Origin of the sequence: Streptomyces sp. NBC_00876 (assembly GCF_045207435.1) — a bacterium.
In the GTDB taxonomy this organism is placed as follows: Bacteria; Actinomycetota; Actinomycetes; order Streptomycetales; family Streptomycetaceae; genus Streptomyces.
Genome location: NZ_CP108800.1, coordinates 2,524,533 through 2,544,772 on the forward strand (window position 1 = coordinate 2,524,533; position 20,240 = coordinate 2,544,772).

The 20,240-nt window shown below is 72.1% G+C and carries 16 protein-coding genes; 8 read left to right on the forward strand and 8 right to left on the reverse strand.

The window, feature by feature from the left end:
- Window positions 1-31 precede the first annotated feature (31 nt).
- The 3 genes from OG782_RS11080 to OG782_RS11090 form a co-directional block, all read right to left on the reverse strand.
- Complete coding sequence (locus tag OG782_RS11080; protein WP_406449809.1) at window positions 32-1,549, reverse strand: alpha-N-arabinofuranosidase; 1,518 nt, start codon at window positions 1,547-1,549, stop codon at window positions 32-34.
- A gap of 221 nt (window positions 1,550-1,770) precedes the next feature.
- Entirely contained in the window at window positions 1,771-2,199 is a 429-nt protein-coding gene (locus tag OG782_RS11085) for an organic hydroperoxide resistance protein (RefSeq protein WP_406449811.1), read from the reverse strand.
- Between the two features lie 90 nt (window positions 2,200-2,289).
- On the reverse strand, window positions 2,290-3,309 hold the full coding sequence (locus tag OG782_RS11090; protein WP_406449813.1) for an NADP-dependent oxidoreductase: 1,020 nt from the start codon (window positions 3,307-3,309) through the stop codon (window positions 2,290-2,292).
- A 204-nt stretch (window positions 3,310-3,513) separates the two neighbouring features.
- Between OG782_RS11090 and OG782_RS11095 the strand changes: the two genes are divergently transcribed.
- Complete coding sequence (locus tag OG782_RS11095; protein ID WP_406449815.1) at window positions 3,514-3,957, forward strand: MarR family winged helix-turn-helix transcriptional regulator; 444 nt, start codon at window positions 3,514-3,516, stop codon at window positions 3,955-3,957.
- Window positions 3,958-4,020: 63 nt separating this feature from the next.
- Here OG782_RS11095 and OG782_RS11100 read toward each other — a convergent pair whose 3' ends face one another.
- Window positions 4,021-4,806: a hypothetical protein gene (locus tag OG782_RS11100; protein ID WP_406449817.1), complete on the reverse strand. Its 786-nt coding sequence runs from the start codon at window positions 4,804-4,806 to the stop codon at window positions 4,021-4,023.
- Between the two features lie 78 nt (window positions 4,807-4,884).
- On the opposite strand from OG782_RS11100, the gene OG782_RS11105 reads away from it, so the two are divergent.
- The 3 genes from OG782_RS11105 (at window position 4,885) to OG782_RS11115 (ending at window position 8,240) form a co-directional block, all read left to right on the forward strand.
- Window positions 4,885-5,463 carry a hypothetical protein gene (locus OG782_RS11105; protein WP_406449819.1) on the forward strand — a complete coding sequence of 193 codons (579 nt, stop codon included), beginning with the start codon at window positions 4,885-4,887 and terminating at the stop codon, window positions 5,461-5,463.
- A gap of 136 nt (window positions 5,464-5,599) precedes the next feature.
- Window positions 5,600-6,637 carry a rod shape-determining protein gene (locus OG782_RS11110; protein ID WP_406449821.1) on the forward strand — a complete coding sequence of 346 codons (1,038 nt, stop codon included), beginning with the start codon at window positions 5,600-5,602 and terminating at the stop codon, window positions 6,635-6,637.
- 19 nt (window positions 6,638-6,656) lie between these two features.
- Window positions 6,657-8,240, forward strand: coding sequence for a GAF domain-containing protein (locus tag OG782_RS11115; RefSeq protein WP_406449823.1), 1,584 nt, complete (start codon window positions 6,657-6,659; stop codon window positions 8,238-8,240).
- Here the strand turns inward: OG782_RS11115 and OG782_RS11120 are convergent.
- A complete protein-coding gene (locus OG782_RS11120; protein ID WP_406449825.1) occupies window positions 8,218-8,649 on the reverse strand; it encodes an Lrp/AsnC family transcriptional regulator in 432 nt (143 codons plus the stop codon). The two genes, OG782_RS11115 and OG782_RS11120, sit on opposite strands and share 23 nt — an antisense overlap.
- Before the next feature lie 133 nt (window positions 8,650-8,782).
- Between OG782_RS11120 and OG782_RS11125 the strand changes: the two genes are divergently transcribed.
- Window positions 8,783-9,994 carry a nitrate/nitrite transporter gene (locus OG782_RS11125; protein ID WP_406449827.1) on the forward strand — a complete coding sequence of 404 codons (1,212 nt, stop codon included), beginning with the start codon at window positions 8,783-8,785 and terminating at the stop codon, window positions 9,992-9,994.
- 70 nt (window positions 9,995-10,064) lie between these two features.
- Here OG782_RS11125 and OG782_RS11130 read toward each other — a convergent pair whose 3' ends face one another.
- A complete protein-coding gene (locus OG782_RS11130; protein ID WP_406449828.1) occupies window positions 10,065-12,320 on the reverse strand; it encodes a ThuA domain-containing protein in 2,256 nt (751 codons plus the stop codon).
- A gap of 7 nt (window positions 12,321-12,327) precedes the next feature.
- Entirely contained in the window at window positions 12,328-14,799 is a 2,472-nt protein-coding gene (locus OG782_RS11135) for a PQQ-dependent sugar dehydrogenase (protein WP_406449829.1), read from the reverse strand.
- Window positions 14,800-15,266: 467 nt separating this feature from the next.
- Here OG782_RS11135 and OG782_RS11140 point away from each other — a divergent pair, with 467 nt between their 5' ends.
- The 3 genes from OG782_RS11140 (at window position 15,267) to OG782_RS11150 (ending at window position 18,946) form a co-directional block, all read left to right on the forward strand.
- Window positions 15,267-16,727 carry an acyl-CoA synthetase gene (locus OG782_RS11140; RefSeq protein ID WP_406449831.1) on the forward strand — a complete coding sequence of 487 codons (1,461 nt, stop codon included), beginning with the start codon at window positions 15,267-15,269 and terminating at the stop codon, window positions 16,725-16,727.
- Window positions 16,720-18,069 carry a carboxyl transferase domain-containing protein gene (locus tag OG782_RS11145; protein ID WP_406449833.1) on the forward strand — a complete coding sequence of 450 codons (1,350 nt, stop codon included), beginning with the start codon at window positions 16,720-16,722 and terminating at the stop codon, window positions 18,067-18,069. Before OG782_RS11140 ends, OG782_RS11145 begins: the two co-directional genes overlap by 8 nt.
- Before the next feature lie 79 nt (window positions 18,070-18,148).
- Window positions 18,149-18,946, forward strand: a complete 798-nt coding sequence (locus OG782_RS11150; protein WP_406449835.1) for a VOC family protein — start codon at window positions 18,149-18,151, stop codon at window positions 18,944-18,946.
- A gap of 22 nt (window positions 18,947-18,968) precedes the next feature.
- Here the strand turns inward: OG782_RS11150 and OG782_RS11155 are convergent, their stop codons facing one another.
- Window positions 18,969-20,237 carry an MFS transporter gene (locus OG782_RS11155; RefSeq protein ID WP_406449837.1) on the reverse strand — a complete coding sequence of 423 codons (1,269 nt, stop codon included), beginning with the start codon at window positions 20,235-20,237 and terminating at the stop codon, window positions 18,969-18,971.
- Window positions 20,238-20,240: the final 3 nt, after the last annotated feature.

The window sequence follows — 20,240 nt, forward strand, 5'->3', positions numbered from 1 at the left end:
GTCAGGTCAGGTCAGGTCAGGTCAGGTCAGGTCAGGTCAGGCGGATCATGTTCCAGGACATCGGCTCCAGCGTGGCCCGCAGGGCGCCGCCGTCGAGCGCGGTGCCCTCGGCCGGGTGCGGGGCGACCCGATCGGGGTCGGCGAGGGTGTTGCGGGCGTCCGGGTCCGCGTCGGCGAGGACCTGGTGCTCGGCGACCGTCGTCAGGTCCAGGCCGTGCAGGGCGACTTCGAGCGGGAGGGCCGCGGACCGGCTGCGGTTGACCGCGAAGACGGTGACCGCGCCTGTCTCCGGGTCGCGGACGGCGGTGGCGTGCAGCAGGTCCGTCTCGCCGTACCTGGCCGTCGCGTAGGTGGGTGAGTCCACCCGTACGTCGAGGACCTGGCCGCGGCCGTGCCGGGCGGCCTGGGCGAACGGGAAGAAGGTGGTCTGCCGCCAGGCCGGTCCGCCGGGTTCGGTCAGGATCGGGGCGATCACGTTGACCAGCTGGGCCAGGCACGCCACGGTCACCCGGTCGGCGTGGCGCAGCAGGGCGATGAGGAGGGTGCCGAAAACGACGGCGTCGGTGACCGAGTAGTTGTCCTCCAGCAGGCGCGGCGCCTCGGGCCAGTCCAGGGGGTTCTCCTCGGCCTCCTGCTGACTGCGGGCCATGTACCAGACGTTCCACTCGTCGAAGGAGAGGTTGATCCTCTTCGTGGACTTCAGCTTCGCCCCGATGTGGTCGCACGTGGCGACGACGTCCTCGATGAAGGACTCCATGTCCACGGCGGAGGCCAGGAACGAGTCGCGGTCGCCCTCGAGTTCCTCGTAGTAGGCGTGCAGCGAGACGTAGTCGACGAGGTCGTAGGTCTCGGCGAGGACCGTCGCCTCCCAGGCGGCGAAGGTGGGCATGGACCGGCTCGACGAACCGCAGGCGACGAGTTCGACGGAGGGGTCGATCTGCCGCATGGCGCGGGCGGTCTCGGCGGCGATCCGGCCGTACTCCCCGGCGGTCTTGTGGCCGGTCTGCCAGGGGCCGTCCATCTCGTTGCCCAGGCACCAGAGCCTGATGCCGAACGGGTCCTTGTCGCCGTGTGCGATGCGGCGCTCGGAGAGTTCGGTGCCGGCCGGGTGGTTGGCGTACTCCTGGAGTTCGATGGCCTCCTGAACGCCCCGGGTGCCGAGGTTGACGGCCATCATCGGCTCGGCCTGCGGGCCGATCTTCCTACAGAAGGCGATGTATTCGGAGAGCCCGAAGCGGTTCGTCTCGGTGGAGCGCCATGCGAGGTCGAGGCGGCGCGGGCGCTGGTCGGCGGGGCCGACGCCGTCCTCCCAGCGGTAGCCGGAGACGAAGTTGCCGCCGGGGTAGCGGATGACGGTGACGCCGAGCTCGCGGATCAGTTCCAGCACGTCGGTACGGAGACCTGCCTCGTCGGCCGAGGGATGGCCCGGCTCGTATATGCCGTCGTAGACGCAGCGGCCGAGGTGCTCCACGAACGAGCCGAAGAGGCGTGGGTCGACGTAGCCGACGGTGAACGCCGGGTCGAGGGTGAAGCGCGCGGTGCGGGTCATGGCTTCCTCGCTGTGCTCGGTGTTGCGGGCGAACGGACCGTAAAATCGAAGCGCTTCCGCGTCAATGGGTCACGCAAGAATTCCGAACAACGTGCGGGATACCGAACGAGGGGTGCGTGGCGGGAGGTATCGGGCGGGGGCGCCGGCGCCGGACATCGAAAAACCGAGGGCCGCGCCCTCATGGGGTGCGGCCCTCGGCTGTGTACGAGCGGTGCGGACGGTCAGACGACCGAGAGCGCCACCTTGATGTTGCCGCGCGTGGCGTTCGAGTAGGGGCACACCTGGTGCGCCTTCTCGATGAGTGCCTGCGCGGTCGCCGTGTCGACGTTCGGAATGGTCGCGGTGATCGCGACCTCCAGACCGAAGCCGCCGGCCTCGGTCTTGCCGATGGAGACAGCCGCGGTCACCGTGGAGCCGGTGATGTCGGCCTTCTCCTGGCGGGCCACGACGCCCAGAGCGCCCTGGAAACAGGCGCTGTAGCCGGCCGCGAAGAGCTGCTCCGGGTTGGTGCCCGCGCCGCTGCCGCCCATTTCCTTCGGCGGGTTGACGACGACGTCGAGCTTGCCGTCGTCCGAGGAGACGCGGCCGTCGCGGCCGTTTTCCGCGGTGGCGACAGCGGTGTACGCAACGGCTATGTCATGAATGGTCATGCCTGAGGATTCCTCCTGCTGATGCGCCGCGACTCGCGCCCACGATCGCGACGGCCTGGGGCGAGCCTAACGGGTGCCCCGACGGGCGGTTCAGCCGAGGGAGACGATCATCTTTCCGGTGTTCTCGCCGCGGAGCAGACCGAGGAAGGCCTCGAAGCCGTTCTCGATGCCCTCGACGACGGTCTCGCCGTACTTCAGCTCGCCGGAGGCCAGCCAGCCGGCCACCTCCTGGACGAACTGCCCCTGGAGATCGGCGTGATCGCCGACGAGCATGCCCTGCAGCCGCAGTCGCTTGCCGATGACGAGGGCGAGGTTGCGCGGGCCGGGGGTCGGCTCGGTCGCGTTGTACTGGGCGATCATGCCGCAGATGGTCGCGCGGCCGTGCACGTTGAGCGAGGAGATCGCGGCCTCCAGGTGCTCGCCGCCGACGTTGTCGAAGTAGACGTCGATGCCGTCGGGGGCGGCCGCGCGCAGCTGCTCCGCGACGGGGCCGTTCTTGTAGTTGAACGCGGCGTCGAAGCCGTACTCCTCGACGAGCAGCTTGACCTTCTCGTCGGAGCCGGCGGAGCCGATGACCCGCGAGGCGCCCTTGAGCTTCGCCATCTGGCCGACCTGGCTGCCGACCGCACCGGCGGCGCCGGAGACGAAGACCGCGTCGCCCTCCTTGAAGGAGGCCACGTCGAACAGGCCGGCGTAGGCGGTGAGCCCGGTCATGCCGAGCACGCCGAGGTAGGCGGAGAGCGGGGCGAGGGAGGGGTCGACCTTCACCGCGTGCTTGGCCGGGACGTCGGCGTACTCGCGCCAGCCCAGACCGTGCAGGACGTGATCGCCGACGGCGATGCCCTCGGCGTTGGACGCGATGACCTCGCCGACCGCGCCACCCTCCATGGGGTGGTCCAGCTGGAACGGCGGGGTGTACGACTTGACGTCATTCATCCTGCCGCGCATGTAGGGATCGACCGAGAAGTGCAGGTTGCGCACGAGGATCCGGCCCTCGGCGGGAGCGGTGACCGGCGCCTCACGCAGTGCGAAGTCCTCGGCCTTCGGCCAGCCGTGCGGGCGGGCTACGAGGTGCCATTCACGGCTGGACGTGGGAAGAGCTGCAGACATGGGCTCGGTGTCTCCTCAATGCGCAAGGGGGTGTCTCGTCGATCAGGGCCGGACGGGCCAGGCGCTGCGGACCCGGTCATGATCGGCGGGGCGCCCCCAGGGGGTGCGGAAAGCGGTTCTGCCGGAGCAGAAAAGCTTCATGATGTGAAACAACCATGCGCCTGGATATTTCACCTTGTCAAGTAACCGGCTATCCTGAGTGCCATGGCCACCACTCGTACGGACCCACTGACCCTCGAAGTCGTCGAGCTGATAGGCGCGGTCGTGGCGCGCTACTACGAGGAGTACGAGCAGGCAGCGGCCGCCCACAGCCTCACCGGCGCGCAGGCCCGGGTCCTCGGGCTGCTCTCGCTGGACCCGCTGCCCATGCGCCGGATCGCCCAGAAGCTGAAGTGCGAGCCGTCGAACGTGACCGGCATAGTCGACCGGCTGGAGGTGCGCGGCCTGGTGGAGCGGCGCCCCGACCCGGCCGACCGGCGGGTGAAGCTGGCCGCGCCCACGGAGAAGGGCGCCCGCACGGCCCGGGAGCTGCGCGACTCGCTGGACTTCGCCCGCGAACCCCTGGCCGGCCTCTCGGGCGAGGACCGCGCGGTGCTGCGTGATCTGCTGCGCCGGATGCTGGGCATGGAGCCGCCGGCCCTGCCGTAGGACCTCAGCAGAATCGCGGAGCCGCCGACCCGTCTCAAAACCTCCCGGACACGCCCTGGAGCCTCAGCAGAACCACGGGAACCAGCAGGTGTCGTCCGAGGGCTCCGGCGACGGCGTGGGGGTCGGGGTGGGCGTCGGTGTGGGCCGCTGCGGGGTCGCGGACGGCGACGGGCCGTCGCCCGGCTCCGACGGGCCGCCGGTGGTCACCGACGGGGCCGCCGTCGGCGGCCCCGAGGCCGGGGCGGTGGTCGCCCGTGTCGCGGTCGCACCTCCGGGACGCGCCTCGTCCGCCTCCCGGGCCGTGGGGGTGGCGCCCGTGGGGTGGGTGCCGGTGGCCGGGACGGTCGAGGGGCTGCCCGCGGGACGGTCCACCGGTCCCGGCGGTTCGACCGCGTCACTGCGTTCCGGATCCGGGGCGGGCGCGGTCGTCACGGACGTCGAATCGCGTACGTAGTCCGAGGCGCCGCCGTCGCCGTCCGGCTCGGTCGCCAGCTCGGCCAGGCTCAGCGCCCCGGCCGCGAGGACCACCCCGAGCAGTGCCAGCAGCGCCGTGCGGCCCCGCCTGCTGCGGCCCCGCCTGCCACCCCGGCGCGGCCGCTCGTCGCGCGCCGCACGCCGCCGGTCAGCGGTGCGCCCCCGTTGCGCGGCGCGCCCCGTCCGGGCAGCCTCGTGTCCCCGGCGGCGCCTGCCCCCGGGCGGAAGCGGCGCGGCCTTCTCGTCCGGCGCGTCCGGCTCGTGACCGAAGGGCGCGGGGGCGGCGTAGGGGCTCAGCGCCTCCGCGGGGGTTCCGCATCCGGCACAGGCCAGGGCGCCGTTGAGATGCCGTCGACAGGGCTGGCAATAATCCATGGGGCCCGCAGATTAGATGCCTGCCGGACAACAGAGAAAGCCGCTCAGGTGAGGATCCTGTGTGGAAGCGTTGATTCCATGACCGCTGCCACTCCTTTCGGCCCCCGCGAGTTCCAGCTCGTCCTGCTGCGCCGGATGGCCGACCACCAGCCCGCTCTCGTCGAGGACGCCCGGCACGAACTGAGCGCCACGCTCGCCGAGATGCGTGAGGCCAACCGCCGCTGGCAGGCCATGGTGCGGGCACCCCGGGGACGGGGCTCGCTGCGCCGCTACCGTTCGGTGCTGGGCGAGCCCGAGTCGTCCCTGCGGCGCGCGATCGGTGACCTGGAGTGCGACGCGCTGCTGTGGCCGGTGCCGCTCTGGCCGGACCTGCGGTTCGAGGTGATGGTGGCGCCGGGCGGGGCGGTGTGGAACGAGTGGCTGGTCCGGGCCCCCGGCGCGGCCGCCCCCGCACTGCACACGGCCGGGGATCTGCGCCCCTGGTCGTGCACCGTCGACGAGGTGGCGCGGGCCTTCGCCCCGGCCCGTCCGATGGAGGGCAGCGCACCCACCCGCTGGGCGCTCGCGATCACCGACGGGGCCACCGGAGCGCCGTACGTCGCCGAGTTCACCTGGGGTCTTTTCCAGCGGCTGCTCCCCGGCCGGCCGGACACCTGAGCCATTGGCCGACGAGCCGTCAGCTCCGTACCCCCCTACGGCGTATCCCAGCGCGCACGAAGCCCCCGAACGGCGCAGGATTCGAAGAGAACCGGCTGCCCGTCGGTCCCCCTCAGCGCTCTCGGGAGAACCAGCCGTGACCGTCAGCCTTGAGCAGTTGCGCCGTTGCCATGTCGCCGTCGACCTCGGGGCCGCCCGGACCCGGGTGTACGTCAAGGGGCTCGGGCTCGTCGTCGACGAGCCGAGCGTCGCCGCCGTGAACACCCGTACCGGCTCGCTCATCGCCGTCGGCGCGCTCGCCGAACAGATGACGGGCCGCACCCCCGACTACATCCGGGTGGCCCGCCCGGTCTCCGGCGGAACCGTCGTCGACATCGAGATGGCCCAGCGCATGCTGCGCCATCTGCTCGGCGAGAAGCTCCGCCGCCAGCTGCGCCGCAAGCCGCGGCTGCGCGCCGCCGCCTGCATCCCGCACGAGAGCGACCCGCTGGCGCAGCGGGCCGCCGTGGAGACCCTGGTCGGGCTCGGGGCCCGCCGGGTCGAACTCGTCGACACCCTGATCGCGGCGGCCGTCGGCTGCGGGCTGCCGGTCGAGCAGCCGACCGCCACCATGATCATGGTGTGCGGGGCCGCGACCACGCAGATCGCGGTGCTCTCGCTCGGCTCGATCGTGACCGCCGTGCGCATCCCGGTCGGCGGTGACGCGATCGACCACGCGGTGATCCAGCACCTGCGCCAGTACCACGAGCTGATGCTGCCGAGCCAGTCCGTGCGCCCGCTCCAGCTGGCGCTCAGCGGCAACGGGCTCACCCCGTACGGACCCTCCGTGACCGAGATCCACGGCCGGGACGTGGCGACCGGTCTGGCCCGCTCGGTTCAGGTCGACACCGCGGCCGTGCGGCAGGCGATCCACCGCCCGCTGACCGCGGTCCTGGACGGGCTGGGCAAGATCCTGCGGGACTGCCCGCCCGATCTGGTGGCCGACCTCGCCGACTGCGGGATCATGATGGTCGGCGGCAGCGCGCTGCTGCCCGGCCTGGACCAGATGCTGCGCGATGCGACGGGCATGCCGGTGCACATCGCCGAGCGGCCCGACGTCTGCTCCGTCCTCGGACTCGGCGCCATGCTGGACGGCAGGATCAGCCCCATGGTCCTCGACCCGCTCGCCGGCTGAGTCCCGCACGGACCGGCGGATGACCGACGAACCGCAGGACGTGGCGCCCAGCCGCGGTGTCCCCGAGTCACCGCGGCTGCCGATGCTGCTGGAGGCGGTGCTGCGCGTCGGCACCGACCTCGAACTGCGGACCACCCTCCAGCAGATCATCGACACCGCCACCGCCCTGACCGGGGCCCGTTACGGAGCGCTGGGGGTCCTGGACCCCGGACGCGGCACGATCAGCGAGCTGTTCACCACCGGGATGAGCGAGGCCGAGCAGGAGGCCGTCGGCGCCTTCCCGGACGGGCACTCGGGCATGCTCGGCGCGCTCATCGAGGAGCCTCAGCCGCTGCGCTCCGACGACCTGACCGCCGACCCGCGCGCCTGCGGGGTGCCTCCCGGTCATCCCCCGATGCGCTCGTTCCTCGGCACCCCCATCCGGGTCCACCGCAAGGTGTTCGGGAACATCTACCTCGCCGAGAAGGACACCGGGCACTTCACCGACGCCGATGCGGCGCTGCTGCGGATCCTCGCCGCGCAGGCCGGTATCGCGATCGGCAATGCCCGGCTGTACGAGACCACCCGGCAGCGGGAGCGCTGGATCGAGGGCGCGGCCGCGGTCACCAACACCCTGCTGACCGGCGAGAACGCGTCGGACGCCCTGATGACCGTGGCCGAACGGGCCAGGATCCTCAGCGACGCCTCGGCCGGGGTCATCCTCCAGCCGACCGCGGAGGGCGGCATGGAGATCGTCGTCGCGTCCACACTGGAGGACCCGGCCGGGCTGGTGGGCACGGCGATCGCTCCCGGCTCCCCCGTCCTGGTCCAGCTGCTGGGCGGCGAGGCGGTCTTCATCGAGGACTCGGCCACCGATCCGCGGATGACCACCCGGGTACGGTCCCGGTTCGGCCCCAGCATGATGCTGCCGCTGCAGAGCGGGGGGCGGCTCATCGGCACCCTCGCCCTGCCCCGGCGGCGCGGCGCCCCCGCGTACACGGACGTGGACCGGCTGCTGGCGTCGCAGTTCGCCTCGCAGGCCGCCCTCGCCCTGGTCCTGGCGGACGCCCAGCACGACCGCGAGCAGCTCGCGGTGTACGAGGACCGGGACCGGATCGCCCGCGATCTGCACGATCTCGTCGTCCAGCGGCTGTTCGCCACCGAGATGATGCTGGAGTCGACCCGCCGCCGGGCCGGTGCCGGGGAGACGGACGAGCTGCTCGGCAAGGCCGTCGACGAGCTGGATTCCACGATCCAGGAGGTCCGGACGGCCATCTTCGCCCTTCAGCAGCCGCCCGCCGAGGCCCCCACCACCTTCCGCGGTCAGGTGCTGCGGGAGACCGGTGGCGCTGCCGCGGTGCTCGGCTTCCAGCCGTCGGTGCACTTCAGCGGGGCGGTGGACGCCCTGGTGGGGGACGAGGTGGGCAGCCGGCTGCTCGCCGCCCTGCGCGGTTCGCTGGCGGCCGCGCACCGGCGGGCCGGGGTGTCGGCGATCGAGGTGGAGGTGGACGTGAGCGCCGTACTGCCCGACGGCCGGGCGGCGGTCCGGCTCACGGTCGCCGACGACGGGCGCGAACCGGATGGTTCGCGCGCGCCGACCGTCATGTGGCAGGCGCCCCTCTGAGCGCGACCCTGGTGCTGGAGTGGGCGACGCCCGCCTCTCGCTTGAGCCGGCGCAGCAGTCCGTCCAGGGCGGCGGTGTCGGCCGCCGTGGCCCGTACGAGATAGTCGTGCCCGCCCGTCACGTGCACCACTTCGGTGATGCCGGGCAGGGTCAGGACCGCTCGCTCGAACACCTCGTTGGTGGTGTCCACCCGCAGGGTCACGTCGATGAAGACGACGAGGCCGGTGCGGGTGTCGGCGGCGGGGTCGATGATCACGGTGAAGCCGCGGATGACGCCGTCCCGGCGCAGCCTGCGCACCCGGTCGGCCGCCGCGTTGGCGCTGAGCCCGACCCGCGTTCCCAGATCGCGGTACGAGATCCGTGCGTCCTCCTGGAGAACGCCGAGGATTTCCCTGTCCAGACGGTCCATACCGCGATTGTCGCAGCTTCCGGACAAATGCGGCGAAACGGGCGGCGGCCACCCGTCCGCGGCGGCCGATCCCACCGCCACGGATGGAGCAGGCCGACGGGCTCCCGCCCCGCTTCCGACCTTGACTGGCTGTGTGGAAACCGCCGTCAGACAGTCACCCGATCAGGCGGCCGCACCTGCCGCGGGCGCCTACCGCAACCTTGTGATGGCCACGCTCGGTTTCACGCTCACCTTCTGGGCCTGGAATCTGATCGCGCCCATGTCGTCCGACTACAAGGACCGGCTCGGCCTGAGCTCGTTCCAGCAGTCCCTGCTGGTCGCCGTGCCGGTCCTGGTGGGCTCGCTGGGCCGCATCCCGGTGGGCGCGCTCACCGACAAGTACGGGGCGCGGCTGATGTTCCCGCTGGTCTCGGCGCTGACGGTCGTGCCGGTGCTGCTGCTGATCCCGGCGAAGGACTCCTACGGCGCGATGCTGGCCGTGGGCTTCCTGCTGGGGCTGGGCGGCACGACGTTCGCGATCGGGATCCCGCTGGTCAACTCGTGGTTCCCGCCCTCCGAACGCGGCCTGGCCCTCGGTGTGTTCGGCATGGGCATGGGCGGCGTCGCCCTGTCCGGGTACTTCACCCCGCGGATCGCCGAGCACGGGGACAATCTGCCGTTCCTCGTGGTCGCCGGGGCGCTCGTGGTGTACGCGGCACTGGCGGCGGTGCTGGTCAACGACCGTCCGGGCCGCCAGGTGCCGACCGACACCCTGGCCCACCGGCTGGGCGAGGCGGGCCGGCTGCGCGTCACGTGGGAGCTGTCCGCGCTGTACGCGATCGGGTTCGGCGGCATCGTCGCGTTCGGCGTCTATCTGCCGACGTATCTGAAGACCTGGTACGAGCTCTCGCCGACCGACGCCGGTACGAAGGCAGCCGGATTCGCCCTGGTCACGGTCGTCTTCCGGCCGATCGGCGGCTGGCTGTCGGACCGTATGCACCCGGCGCTGGTCTCCTCCGCGGCGCTCGGGGTGGCCGCCCTGATGGCCATCGTGCAGGCCTTCGACCCGAAGCTGATGCCCGGCGGCACGATCGCGCTGCTCATCATGGCGGCCGGGCTCGGCACCGCGAGCGGCAGTGTGTTCGCCCTGGTCTCGCAGGTGACACCGCAGGCGAAGGTGGGAAGCGTGACCGGGATCGTCGGTGCGATGGGCGGCCTCGGCGGCTTCGTCCCGCCGCTGGTGATGGGGGCCATCTACAGCGCGAAGGGCTCGTACTCGATCGGCTTCATGCTGCTGTCCGACCTGGCGCTGGCGGGCTGTGTGTACGCGTACGGGCGGATGCGGAACATCCAGCGGGACACCTGACCCAGGGCATGCCCCGGCGCGGAGGACGGCGGCGTCCCCGCCGGGACGCCGCCGTTCGTCGTGTGCCGGGTCAGTGCGGGGCGGGAGCCGCCGCGCGCTGTTGTTGCTGTTTCTGCTGCTGCTGTTGCTGTTTCTGTTGTTTCTGCTGTTGCTGCTGCTCTTTCTGCTGCTGTTGCTCGAACCGGTCCGCCCAGTACGCCGTCCGGTCGAGATAGGCCGTCTCGGCGGCGGCCCCGGTCTTTCCGTACGCCCCTTCGTAGCTCTGGTAGCCGTGTCCGGCGGGCGGGGTGCTCGATGCCGGTTCGATCGGGCTGCCCTCGTGCCATTCGTTGAACGAGGTGACGGAGACCCAGGTGGGTGATCCGCCGATGGCCGGGTCGAGTGCGTTGCTCCATTCCAGGTCGTAGGCGGCGCCGTCGTCCCGGCCCAGGGTGGGGGTGGTGTTGCCCGGAACGGCACGGTCGTCGATGTAGCCGGGGGCCACCGAGGGCGCCCAGACCAGGCCGTTGGCCCTGGCGTAGTCGCCCGCCTGCTTCCAGCCGGGGGCGGTGGCGCCGGCGATGCCGTCGTAGGTGTAGATCCCGCCGAAGTGCGCGACCTTGGTGGTGTCGGTGGTCTGCGCGAGGACGATGGCACTGTCCCGGACGGCGTCGAGCGCCGACCAGTCCTGGATCCTCAGGCTCTCGAAGATGTAGAACGCCGGGCGGTCGCCGTGTCCCGCGTCCCGGTAGTAGGCGGGATGGCCGCCGTACCTCCCGTTCAGATAGGCGATGTCGTCGACCACGGAGGCCGCGGTCCTGCCGCTGTACGGCTCGATGTGCCAGGCCACCTTGATCCCGTGCCGGGCGGCGGCGTCCAGGACCTGGCCGGCGATGGAGTCCTCGTAACCGCCCTGTCCCCACCAGCTGTAGACGATGACTCCGGCGCCGGACTGCTCGATCCACTTCATGTGCTGCTCGACGGCCCCGGCGGTGTCACCGGAGTCGTACGGGCCGAGCTTCGGGTAGAGGTCGGCGCCGATGTCGTCGGGCGGGGTGTGGCCGCCCTGCTGCCAGTGGCGCCAGCTGCCGTTCGTCTCCGGGGTGCCGTACCAGGGGTAGTAGAAGAGGTGGACGTCGGAGGAGCCCGTCGTCTTCGGCTCCTGCCGGGTGGCCAGGGTGAAGCTGTCGATGTCGAAGAGGGAGCCCGCTCCCCCGGTGAACTTCAGGAACAGCGGGCCCGAACCGGTGGCGGTGAGTGCGCCGGTCACCTCCGTGAAGGTCTCCCAGCCGCCGGTCGGGGCGACGGCCACCGATCCGAGCAGCGGCCCGGTGGCCGATCCCGAGTGCACCTCGACGGTGCCGCCCGCCCCGGCCGAGGAGACCCTGGCGGTGAAGGAGGTGGCTCCGGCCGTCTCCACGGAGGCGTAGCCCGCCCAGTCGCCGTTGTCGATGTAGCCGAGCGTGGCCCCGCCGCCCGCCCCCGTGTGAGCGGCGCTCTGCACGCCCAAGGACGAGGTGTACGACTCCGCCTCCACGGCCGTGTCACCGGGGTCCGGGTCCGCGGCGCCGCAGTCGGCCCGTACCGCGCCGGCGGCGTACTGGATGCCGCCGAGCAGGAGTTGACGGAAGTCCGGATCACTGTAGGACTCGATGGTGTGGCCGAGGCCGGTGTAGAAGGACCGCCCCTGCTGCTGCGGGTGGCACCAGGTGATGGGGTGGTCGCCGCTCATCTCCCCGCCGGTGTAGCTGCTTTCGTCGAGGCTCTGGAGCACATGGACGTCGTCGCGGGGGTTGGTGCGGTAGTTGTACCACTCGTCGGTCCGGGTCCAGGTGTCGCCGAGGTGCGCGGTCGCCGGGTGGGCGTGGTCCTCGGTGACGACCTTCGCCTGCTGGATCGCCGGGTGGCTCTTGAACCAGGCGCCGACGAGGTGCTCGTACGCCGGCCAGTCGTACTCCGTGTCGGCGGCCGCGTGGACGCCGACGAATCCGCCGCCGCCGTCGACGTACGCCGACAGCGCGTCCTGCTGCGCGGTGTCCAGGACGTCGCCGGTGGTGCTGAGGAAGACCACCGCCTCGTATCCGGCGAGGTTCCGCGGGGTGAAGGCCCCCGCGTCCTCGGTGGCCGTGACGGAGAAGCCGTCCGCCGTACCGAGCTGCTGGATGGCGGTGATGCCGGCCGGGATGGAGTCGTGCCGGAATCCGGCGGTCCTGGAGAAGACCAGCACGTCGTACGGGTCGGCGGCCGCGGCGGCCCCTGCGGGGGCGGGGGCCAGGAAGGCCGCGCCGAGGGCCAGGGCGGCGGCGCAGGCCAGGTGGCGTGCGCGCCGTCCGAGTTGGCGTCTCATCCGTCTCTCACCCTTCCGTCTCGAAGGTGAAGGCATCGATGTCGAACAGATTCCCCTGGCCCGTGGGGCCCTTGAGGACGAGGAAGAGTTCGGTGGAGCCCGCGGGGGCGTTGCTCACGCCGGCCGACACGTCCGTGAAGGTCTCCCAGCCGCCGGTGGGGGCGACGGTCAGGGTGGCGAGCAGCGTGCCCGTGGTGGAGCCGGCGCGCAGTTCGATGGTGCCGCCGGGTCCGGCGGAGGAGACCCGGGCCGAGACGCGGGAGGCGTTGCCGAGGGCGTACGGCTCGAAGGAGATCCAGTCGCCGTTGTCGGTGAAGCCGACGGTGGCGCCGCCCTCGGCCGCACCGTGGTTGGCCACCTCGATACCGGACTGCTTCGCGAAGTGCTCGGCCTGCCGGTGGCGTGGCTGGAGGATGCTGTCGCTGTGGGTGGTCAGGCCGCCCGCGTCGGTGTACTCGGCGTCGAAGACCCCGTAGATGTTGGCGGCGCTGTCGTGCTCGCCGTCGACGGGCACGTCGATGGTGCCGGTGCAGCCGTTCTTCGAGGTGATCTGGTGGCGGTGGCTGTCGTGGCCGAGGAGATAGGTGACCTTGACCTTCGAGCAGTCGACCGTGCCGTCCTCCGGGTCGGTGACGGTGACGGTGAAGGGCACGGAGTCGCCGAAGGAGAAGAGCGCCCCGTCCACGGGGGTCTTCAGGGTGACGGTGGGAGCGCTGTTGCCGGCCGTCACGACGAGGCTGGCGCTGCCGGTGAGGCCTTCCGGATCGGTGACGGTGAGCGTCGGGTGGAAGGTTCCGGCGGTGGTGTACGTGTGGTGCGGGTCGGCCTCGGTGGAGGTGGCTCCGTCACCGAAGTCCCAGGTGTAGCTCAGTGCCCCGCCCTCGGGGTCCGCGCTGCCGGCCGCCGAGAAGCCGACGGCGAGCGGGGTGGGTCCGGAGGTGCGGTCCGCTGCGGCCCTGGCGACCGGAGAGCGGTTGCTGCCCGCCAGGTACTCGACGCGGTAGAGCGCCTGGTTGCCCGAGCCGGTGCCGTAGTCCAGGACGTACAGCGCCCCGTCCGGCCCGAACGCGGAGTCCATGACCTGGGTCCCGGTCCAGGGGAAGGTGTCGATCGTCCCGGGTGAGCCGTCGGCCTTCACCTCGACCGGCTTGATCCACTTGCGGCCGTACTCGGTGGCGAAGAAGCGGCCGTCGAGCGATGCGGGGAACTTCACCGCCGATTCGAGGCCGGCGTCGTAGTGGTAGACGGGACCGGCCATCGGCGACTCGGAGCCGCCGCCGAACTCGGGCGGGGAGCCCGCGTCACCCGCGTACCGGATCCAGGCGGGCTTCACGGCGGGCAGCTTCGGCTGGCCGGTGTTGCGGAAGGAGTTGTTGGCCGGGCCGCCCGCACAGTCGTACTTCGCGCCGGACGGACCGGTCGGGAAGGTGTACTCGTTGTACGTCTCCGAGGCGGTGTTGGTGCCCGTGCAGTACGGCCAGCCGAAGTTGCCGGGCCCGGTGACGCGGTCGAACTCCACCTGGCCGCTGGGGCCGCGGTTGGCGTCGGTGGTGCCGGCGTCGGGGCCGTAGTCGCCGATGTAGACGGTGCCGGTCGGCTTGTCGACGGACATCCGGAACGGGTTGCGAAAGCCCATGGCGTAGATCTCCGGGCGGGTCCGCTCGGTGCCGGGGGCGAAGAGGTTGCCGGCCGGGACGGTGTAGCCGCCGGCGGCGGTCGGCTTGATCCGCAGGAGCTTCCCGCGCAGGTCGTTGGTGTTTGCGGAGGAGCGCTGGGCGTCGAACTGCGGGTTGCGCTCGGTGCGTTCGTCGATCGGCGCGTAGCCGCTCGACTCGAAGGGGTTGGTGTCGTCGCCGGTGGTCAGATAGAGGTTCCCGGCCGCGTCGAAGTCGATGTCGCCGCCGACGTGGCAGCACTGGCCCCTGTCGTTGGCGACTTCGAGGAGCACCTTCTCGCTCGCGGTGTCCAGGGTGCCGTCGGTCCTCAGCGTGAACCGGGAGAGGTTGAGGTGCCCCTTCCAGGCCTCGAAGTCTGCGGCGGAACCGGTGACGGGGGCGTCACCGGCCGGGGTGTTCAGTGCCGGCGAGTAATAGAGGTAGAGGTAGCGGTTGTTCGCGAAGTCCGGGTCGGCCGCGACCCCTTGGAGCCCCTCCTCGTCATGCGTGTACACATTGAGCCTGGCCGCGGTCTTCGTCGCTCCGGAGGCATCGGTGAGCCGGACCGTGCCGTCCCGGGCGGTGTGGACGACCGAGCGGTCCGGGAGAACGGCGAGGGACATGGCCTCGCCCAGTTCGGGGGCACCGAGGGCCAGTTGGACCTGCTGGTAGTCGGCGGCGGGGATGTCGGCGGGGGCGACGGAGGCATGGAGCGCGGCGGGAGCCACGGGGGCGGCTGCCGCGGTACCGGCGGCGAGACCACCGGAGGCCACCAGGGTGAGGGCCGTGAGGACCCGTGACCACAGTGGGGCGGGCAGAGACATGAGGGCATTCCTTCCTGACGGTGCGTGGGGTTGTCAGGCAAGGCGCGGTCGCGCATTGCGACGTGCGTGAGCTGCCGGGCGGGCAGGGGCACAGCCAGGTTTTTTCTGCCCGGCCGTGCTGGGGCGCCCGTTCGGAGTGAACTTTTTGCATGCTGGCAACGCAAAATTAATATGTCAAGGTCGTATCCAAATTCCCGCAGGATGCCCCGTACAGCCATCCACGCACCGGCCCCGGGTCCCCTCGGCAGGCAATCGAGGGGCATTTGAGGGGCGGAAGCGCTTCACCGGTCCAAGGGCTGTCCCGTAGTCCCTGGTGGATCAGCGCACGGCGTCGGATGCGGTGCATCGCAAGGCGCCGGGACGTCTGCATCGCGGAGCGATTCGGGCGTTCCGGCAACGCGGCAAGGTGCCGTAGCTGACACCGTGCGCCCGCCAGGGACTACGGGACAGCCCTTAGGCTTCGCGGGGTGACCCCACTTCTGCCTGCACTCCAGGAGGCGTCCGGCCCGGCGGCCTCCCGCGAAGCCGTCCGGTTCGACGAAACCTCCCTGTCCTACGCGCAGTTGGCCGATGCCGCGGATGCGCTCGCGACCCGGATCGCCGGCGCGGGCCGGGTCGCGGTATGGGCCACCCCGACCGCGCAGACCGTGGTCGCGGTGGTGGCCGCGCTGCGGGCGGGGGTGCCCGCCGTACCGCTGAACCCGAAGACGGGTGAACGGGAGCTGGCGCACATCATCGCGGACAGCGCGCCCGCGGCGGTGCTGGCAGCGGCCGGTGACGTACTGCCGCCCGCGTTGGCCGCGCTGGAGCGGTTGGACGTGGACACGGCCGCCGCGAGGCCGGCCGGCCCGTCGTTCCCCGAGCCCTCCCCCGAATCCCCCGCGCTCATCGTGTACACCTCGGGTACCACCGGCCCGCCCAAGGGCGCCGTCCTGCCTCGGCGGGCGATCGCCGCGTCCCTGGACGCGCTGGAGGACGCCTGGCAGTGGACCGCCGACGACGTCCTCGTCCACGCACTGCCGCTGTTCCATGTGCACGGCCTGATCCTCGGCATCCTCGGCCCGCTGCGCCGGGGCGGTTCGGTGCGCCATCTCGGCCGGTTCTCCACCGAGGGCGTCGCCCGGGAGCTGGGCACCGGCGGCACGATGCTGTTCGGTGTGCCGACGATGTACCACCGGCTGGCGGAAGCGCTTGACGACCCGGCGGCTTCCGGGGGCCTGGCGAAGGCCCTCGCGGGTGCCCGGCTGCTGGTCTCCGGGTCGGCCGCGCTGCCGGTCCACGACCACGAGCGCATCGCGGCGGCGACCGGCCGCCGGGTCATCGAGCGGTACGGCATGACGGAGACCCTGATGATCACCGGGGTGCGCGCCGACGGAGAACCGCGCCCCGGCGCCGTCGGCGGCCCCCTGCGCGACGTGGAACTCCGTCTGGTCGAGGAGGACGGCACCCCCCTCGCCGACCCCGCGTCCATCGGCGAGATCCAGGTGCGCGGCCCGAACCTGTTCACCGGCTACCTCAACCGCCCCGAGGCGACGGCCGCCGCGCTCACCGCCGACGGCTGGTTCCGCACCGGCGACATGGCCACCCGCGACCCCGACGGGTACGTACGGATCGTCGGCCGCAAGGCCACCGATCTGATCAAGAGCGGCGGCTACAAGATCGGTGCCGGTGAGATCGAGAACGCCCTCCTGGACCATCCCGGCGTCCGGGAGGCGGCCGTCACCGGCGAGCCTGACCCGGACCTGGGCGAGCGGATCGTCGCCTGGGTGGTGCCGGCCGACCCCGCCGCCCCGCCATCGGCCGACGAACTGGCCGGCCATGTCGCGGCCCAGCTCTCCCCGCACAAGCGCCCGCGCACGGTCCGCTACCTGGACGCGCTGCCCCGCAACGACCTGGGCAAGATCATGAAGCGGGCGCTCCATGGCTGACCGGCTGACGGCCCGGGCGGCGATCGCCGCCCTCACCGCCGACTTCACCGAGTCCGCCGCGCCCGCCGGACGGACCTCGGCCGACGGACCGCTCGGCTGGACGGGCTACGCGGACTCCCGGGCCCGTGCCGCGGCCCGCACCGGCGAACAGGAATCCGTCGTCCACGGACTCGCCTCGGTGGGCGGCCGGCTCTGCGTCCTGGTCTCCTTCGAGTTCGGCTTCCTGGGCGGCTCGCTGGGGCAGCGCACCGGCGACCGGCTGGAGGCGGCGTACGAGGAGGCCGTGGCCCGCGGGCTCCCCCTCGTCTCGCTCATCGCGACGGGCGGCAGCCGGATGCAGGAGGGCATGATCGCCCTCACCCAGCTGCACCGGGTGGCCCGCGCCTCGGCGAAGCTGCGGGCGGCCGGCCCGGCACAGCTCGCGGTCCTGCGCGACCCGACGACCGGTGGCGGCTGGGCGACCCTGGGGGCGGGCGCGGATGTGATCCTGGCGCTGCCGGGGGCGCAGGTCGGGTTCGCCGGTTCCCGGGTGCGGCCGGCCGACGCGGACCCCGCCGCGTACACCGCCGAGGGCCAGCTGGCGGCGGGGCAGATCGACGCGGTCGTCCAGCCCGGGGAGCTCGCCGCCACGGTGGCCCACTGGCTGCGGCTGCTCGCCCACCACGACACCGCGCCCGGCCCCGCCCCGGTGCCCGCCGCCCTGGCCACGACGGGGCTGCCCCGGACCGGCTGGGACGCCGTGCTCCGGGCCAGGTCCGCGTCCCGGCCGCATGCCGAGGCGTATCTGGACACCTACTTCGGCATACGGCTCCCGCTGAGCGGGGACCGCTGCGGCGGCACGGATCCCGGGCTGCTCTGCGGTTTCGGGCTGCGCGAGGGGCGACCGGTCGCGTACGTCGCCCAGTGCGGCACCGCGACCCGGCCGGCCGGCTACCGCACCGCGGCCCGGGTGATCAGGCTGGCCGACCGGCTGGGCGTCCCGGTCCTCACCCTGGTCGACACCCCGGGCGCGGCCAATGACGCCGAGGCGGAACGGGCCGGTGCGGGCGCGGCCATCGCCGACGCCTTCGCGGCGATCGCGGCGGCCCGGGTCCCCGTCACCACCCTGGTGATCGGCGAGGGCGGTTCGGGCGGGGCGCTGGCCCTGGCGGCGCCGGGCAACATCCACGTCACCCCGGACAGCTACTTCTCCGTCATCGCCCCGGAGCTCGCCGCGGCCATCCTGAAGCGCTCCCCGGACCGGGTCCACGCCACGGCCGACCAGCTGCGGCTGCGCCCGCAGGACCTGGTGGACCTCGGCGTCGCCCGCTCGGTGGTCCGCCCGGACCCGGCGGGGAGCTGAGGCGTGTTCGACGCGCAGGGGAGGCGAGGGGTGGCTAGCGTGGCAGAGGGGCCATTCACACCTGAGGAGATGACCGGTCATGGCCGCAGAGCCGATGGGCACACCCTGCTGGGCCGACGCGACGTTCGGCGACATCGAAGGGGCGAAGCGCTTCTACGGTGAGGTGCTGGGCTGGACGTACGGCGAATCGCAGCCCGAGTACGGCAACTACACCCAGGCCTACCTGGACGGCAAGGCGGTCGCCGCCCTGATGCCGCCCATGCCCGGCCAGGACGTACCCGCCGCCTGGTGTCTGTACCTCGCGTCGCCCGACGCGGCGGCCACCGCCGCGAAGATCCGCGAACACGGGGGCACGGTCCTGGTGGAACCGATGCAGGTCGGTGAGTTCGGCACGATGGTGCTGGCGAGCGACCCGGGCGGGGCGGCCTTCGGGGTGTGGCAGGCCGGCACCCACGAGGGCTTCCAGGCGCGGGCGGTACCCGGTGCCTACAACTGGGCCGAGGTCTTCACCCGTGAGCCGGAGAAGGCGGACACCTTCTTCCGGGCGGTCTTCGGGTACGGGGTGAAGCGCATGGTCGACGACGCGGTCGACTTCACGCTGTACGACCTGGGCGCGGACCCCGTCCTGGGCCGGATGAAGATGACGGAGGAGTTCCCGCCCGAGGTGCCGCCGTATCTGAACGTGTACTTCGGGGTCGCGGACTGCGACGCGGCGGTGGAGAAGGCGAAGTCGCTCGGGGCGGTACTCCGGTTCGGCCCGATGACGATGCCCTTCGGCCGGTTCGCCGCGCTGTCCGACCCGCAGGGCGCCGCGTTCTCGCTGATCGACGGCGCGACGACCGGGGGCGACATGCCCAAGATCGAGAACGTTTCCTGACCGGTCGCCCCGCCCCGCCGGATCAGGCCCCGGGTTTGCGCGCGTCGTAGCGCGCGAACCCGGGCCACCGCAGCGCGAGCAGCGCCACCGCGACCACGCACGCGATCCCGCCGCCGGTCACGGCGAGGCCCGGGGACGTCAGATCGGCGACGGTCCCGGCCAGGAAGTCCCCGAGCCGCGGGCCGCCCGCCACCACCACGATGAACACACCCTGCAGCCTCCCCCGCAGCTCGTCGGGCACGGCGGCCTGGAGCATGGTGTTCCGGAAGACCATGGACGTGGTGTCGGCCGCGCCCGCGAGGGCCAGGAAGACGAGCCCGAGCCAGAGCTGCCGGGTCAGCCCGAAGACGGCGATGGCCGTGCCCCAGCACGCCACCGCGAGCAGAACGGCCAGCCCGTGCCGCCGGATCCGCCCCAGCCAGCCGGAGAACACCCCGCCCAGCAGCGCCCCGAGCGCCGGGGCGGCGACCAGCAGCCCGGTGGTCTTCGCGTCGCCGCCGTACCAGAGGACGGCGACGACGGGGAACAGGGCGCGGGGATGGGCGAGCACCATGGCACACAGGTCGCTGAGGAAGGTCATCCGCAGCGTGGGCCGGGTCCCGAGGAACCGCAGCCCGTCCATGACAGACGCCCGCTTCCCGGCGGCCTCCCCCTCGCCCCGCTCGGGCAGCATCGAGGGCAGCCGCCACATCGCGTACAGCGAGGCCGTGAAGGTGACCACGTCGACGCCGTACGCGGCCCGGTACCCCCACCAGCCGACGATGAGCCCGCCGAGCATCGGTCCGACGAGCATGCCCGTGGTGCTGGTGATGGAGCTCAGGGCGTTGGCGGCGGGCAGCTGCTCGGCCGGCAGCAGCCGGGCGATCATCGAACTGCGGGCGGGCGAGTTGAGCGCGAAGCAGACGGCCTGGAGCGCGACGACCCCGTACAGCAGCCCGACCTGCTCCACCCCGGCCACAGCGACCGCCACCAGCCCCGCCGAGAGCAGGAACGACCCGAAGGCGCTGGCCAGTCCCAGTTTGCGCCGGTCGACGGTGTCGGCGACGGCCCCGCCGTACAGCCCGAACACGACCAGCGGCACGAACGAACAGAATCCGATGAGCCCGACGGAGAAGGCGGAGCCGGTGAGGTCGTACACCTGGAGCGAGACGGCGAGCGCCGTCATCCCCTGCCCGACCCACGAGACCGTGTTCCCGAACCAGAGCCGCCGGTAGTCGGGCGAGGTCCGCAGCGGGGTCAGGTCGGCGAGTATTCGGGTGCGGGGTACAACTGGTTCGGTCGTTTCGGTCACGGG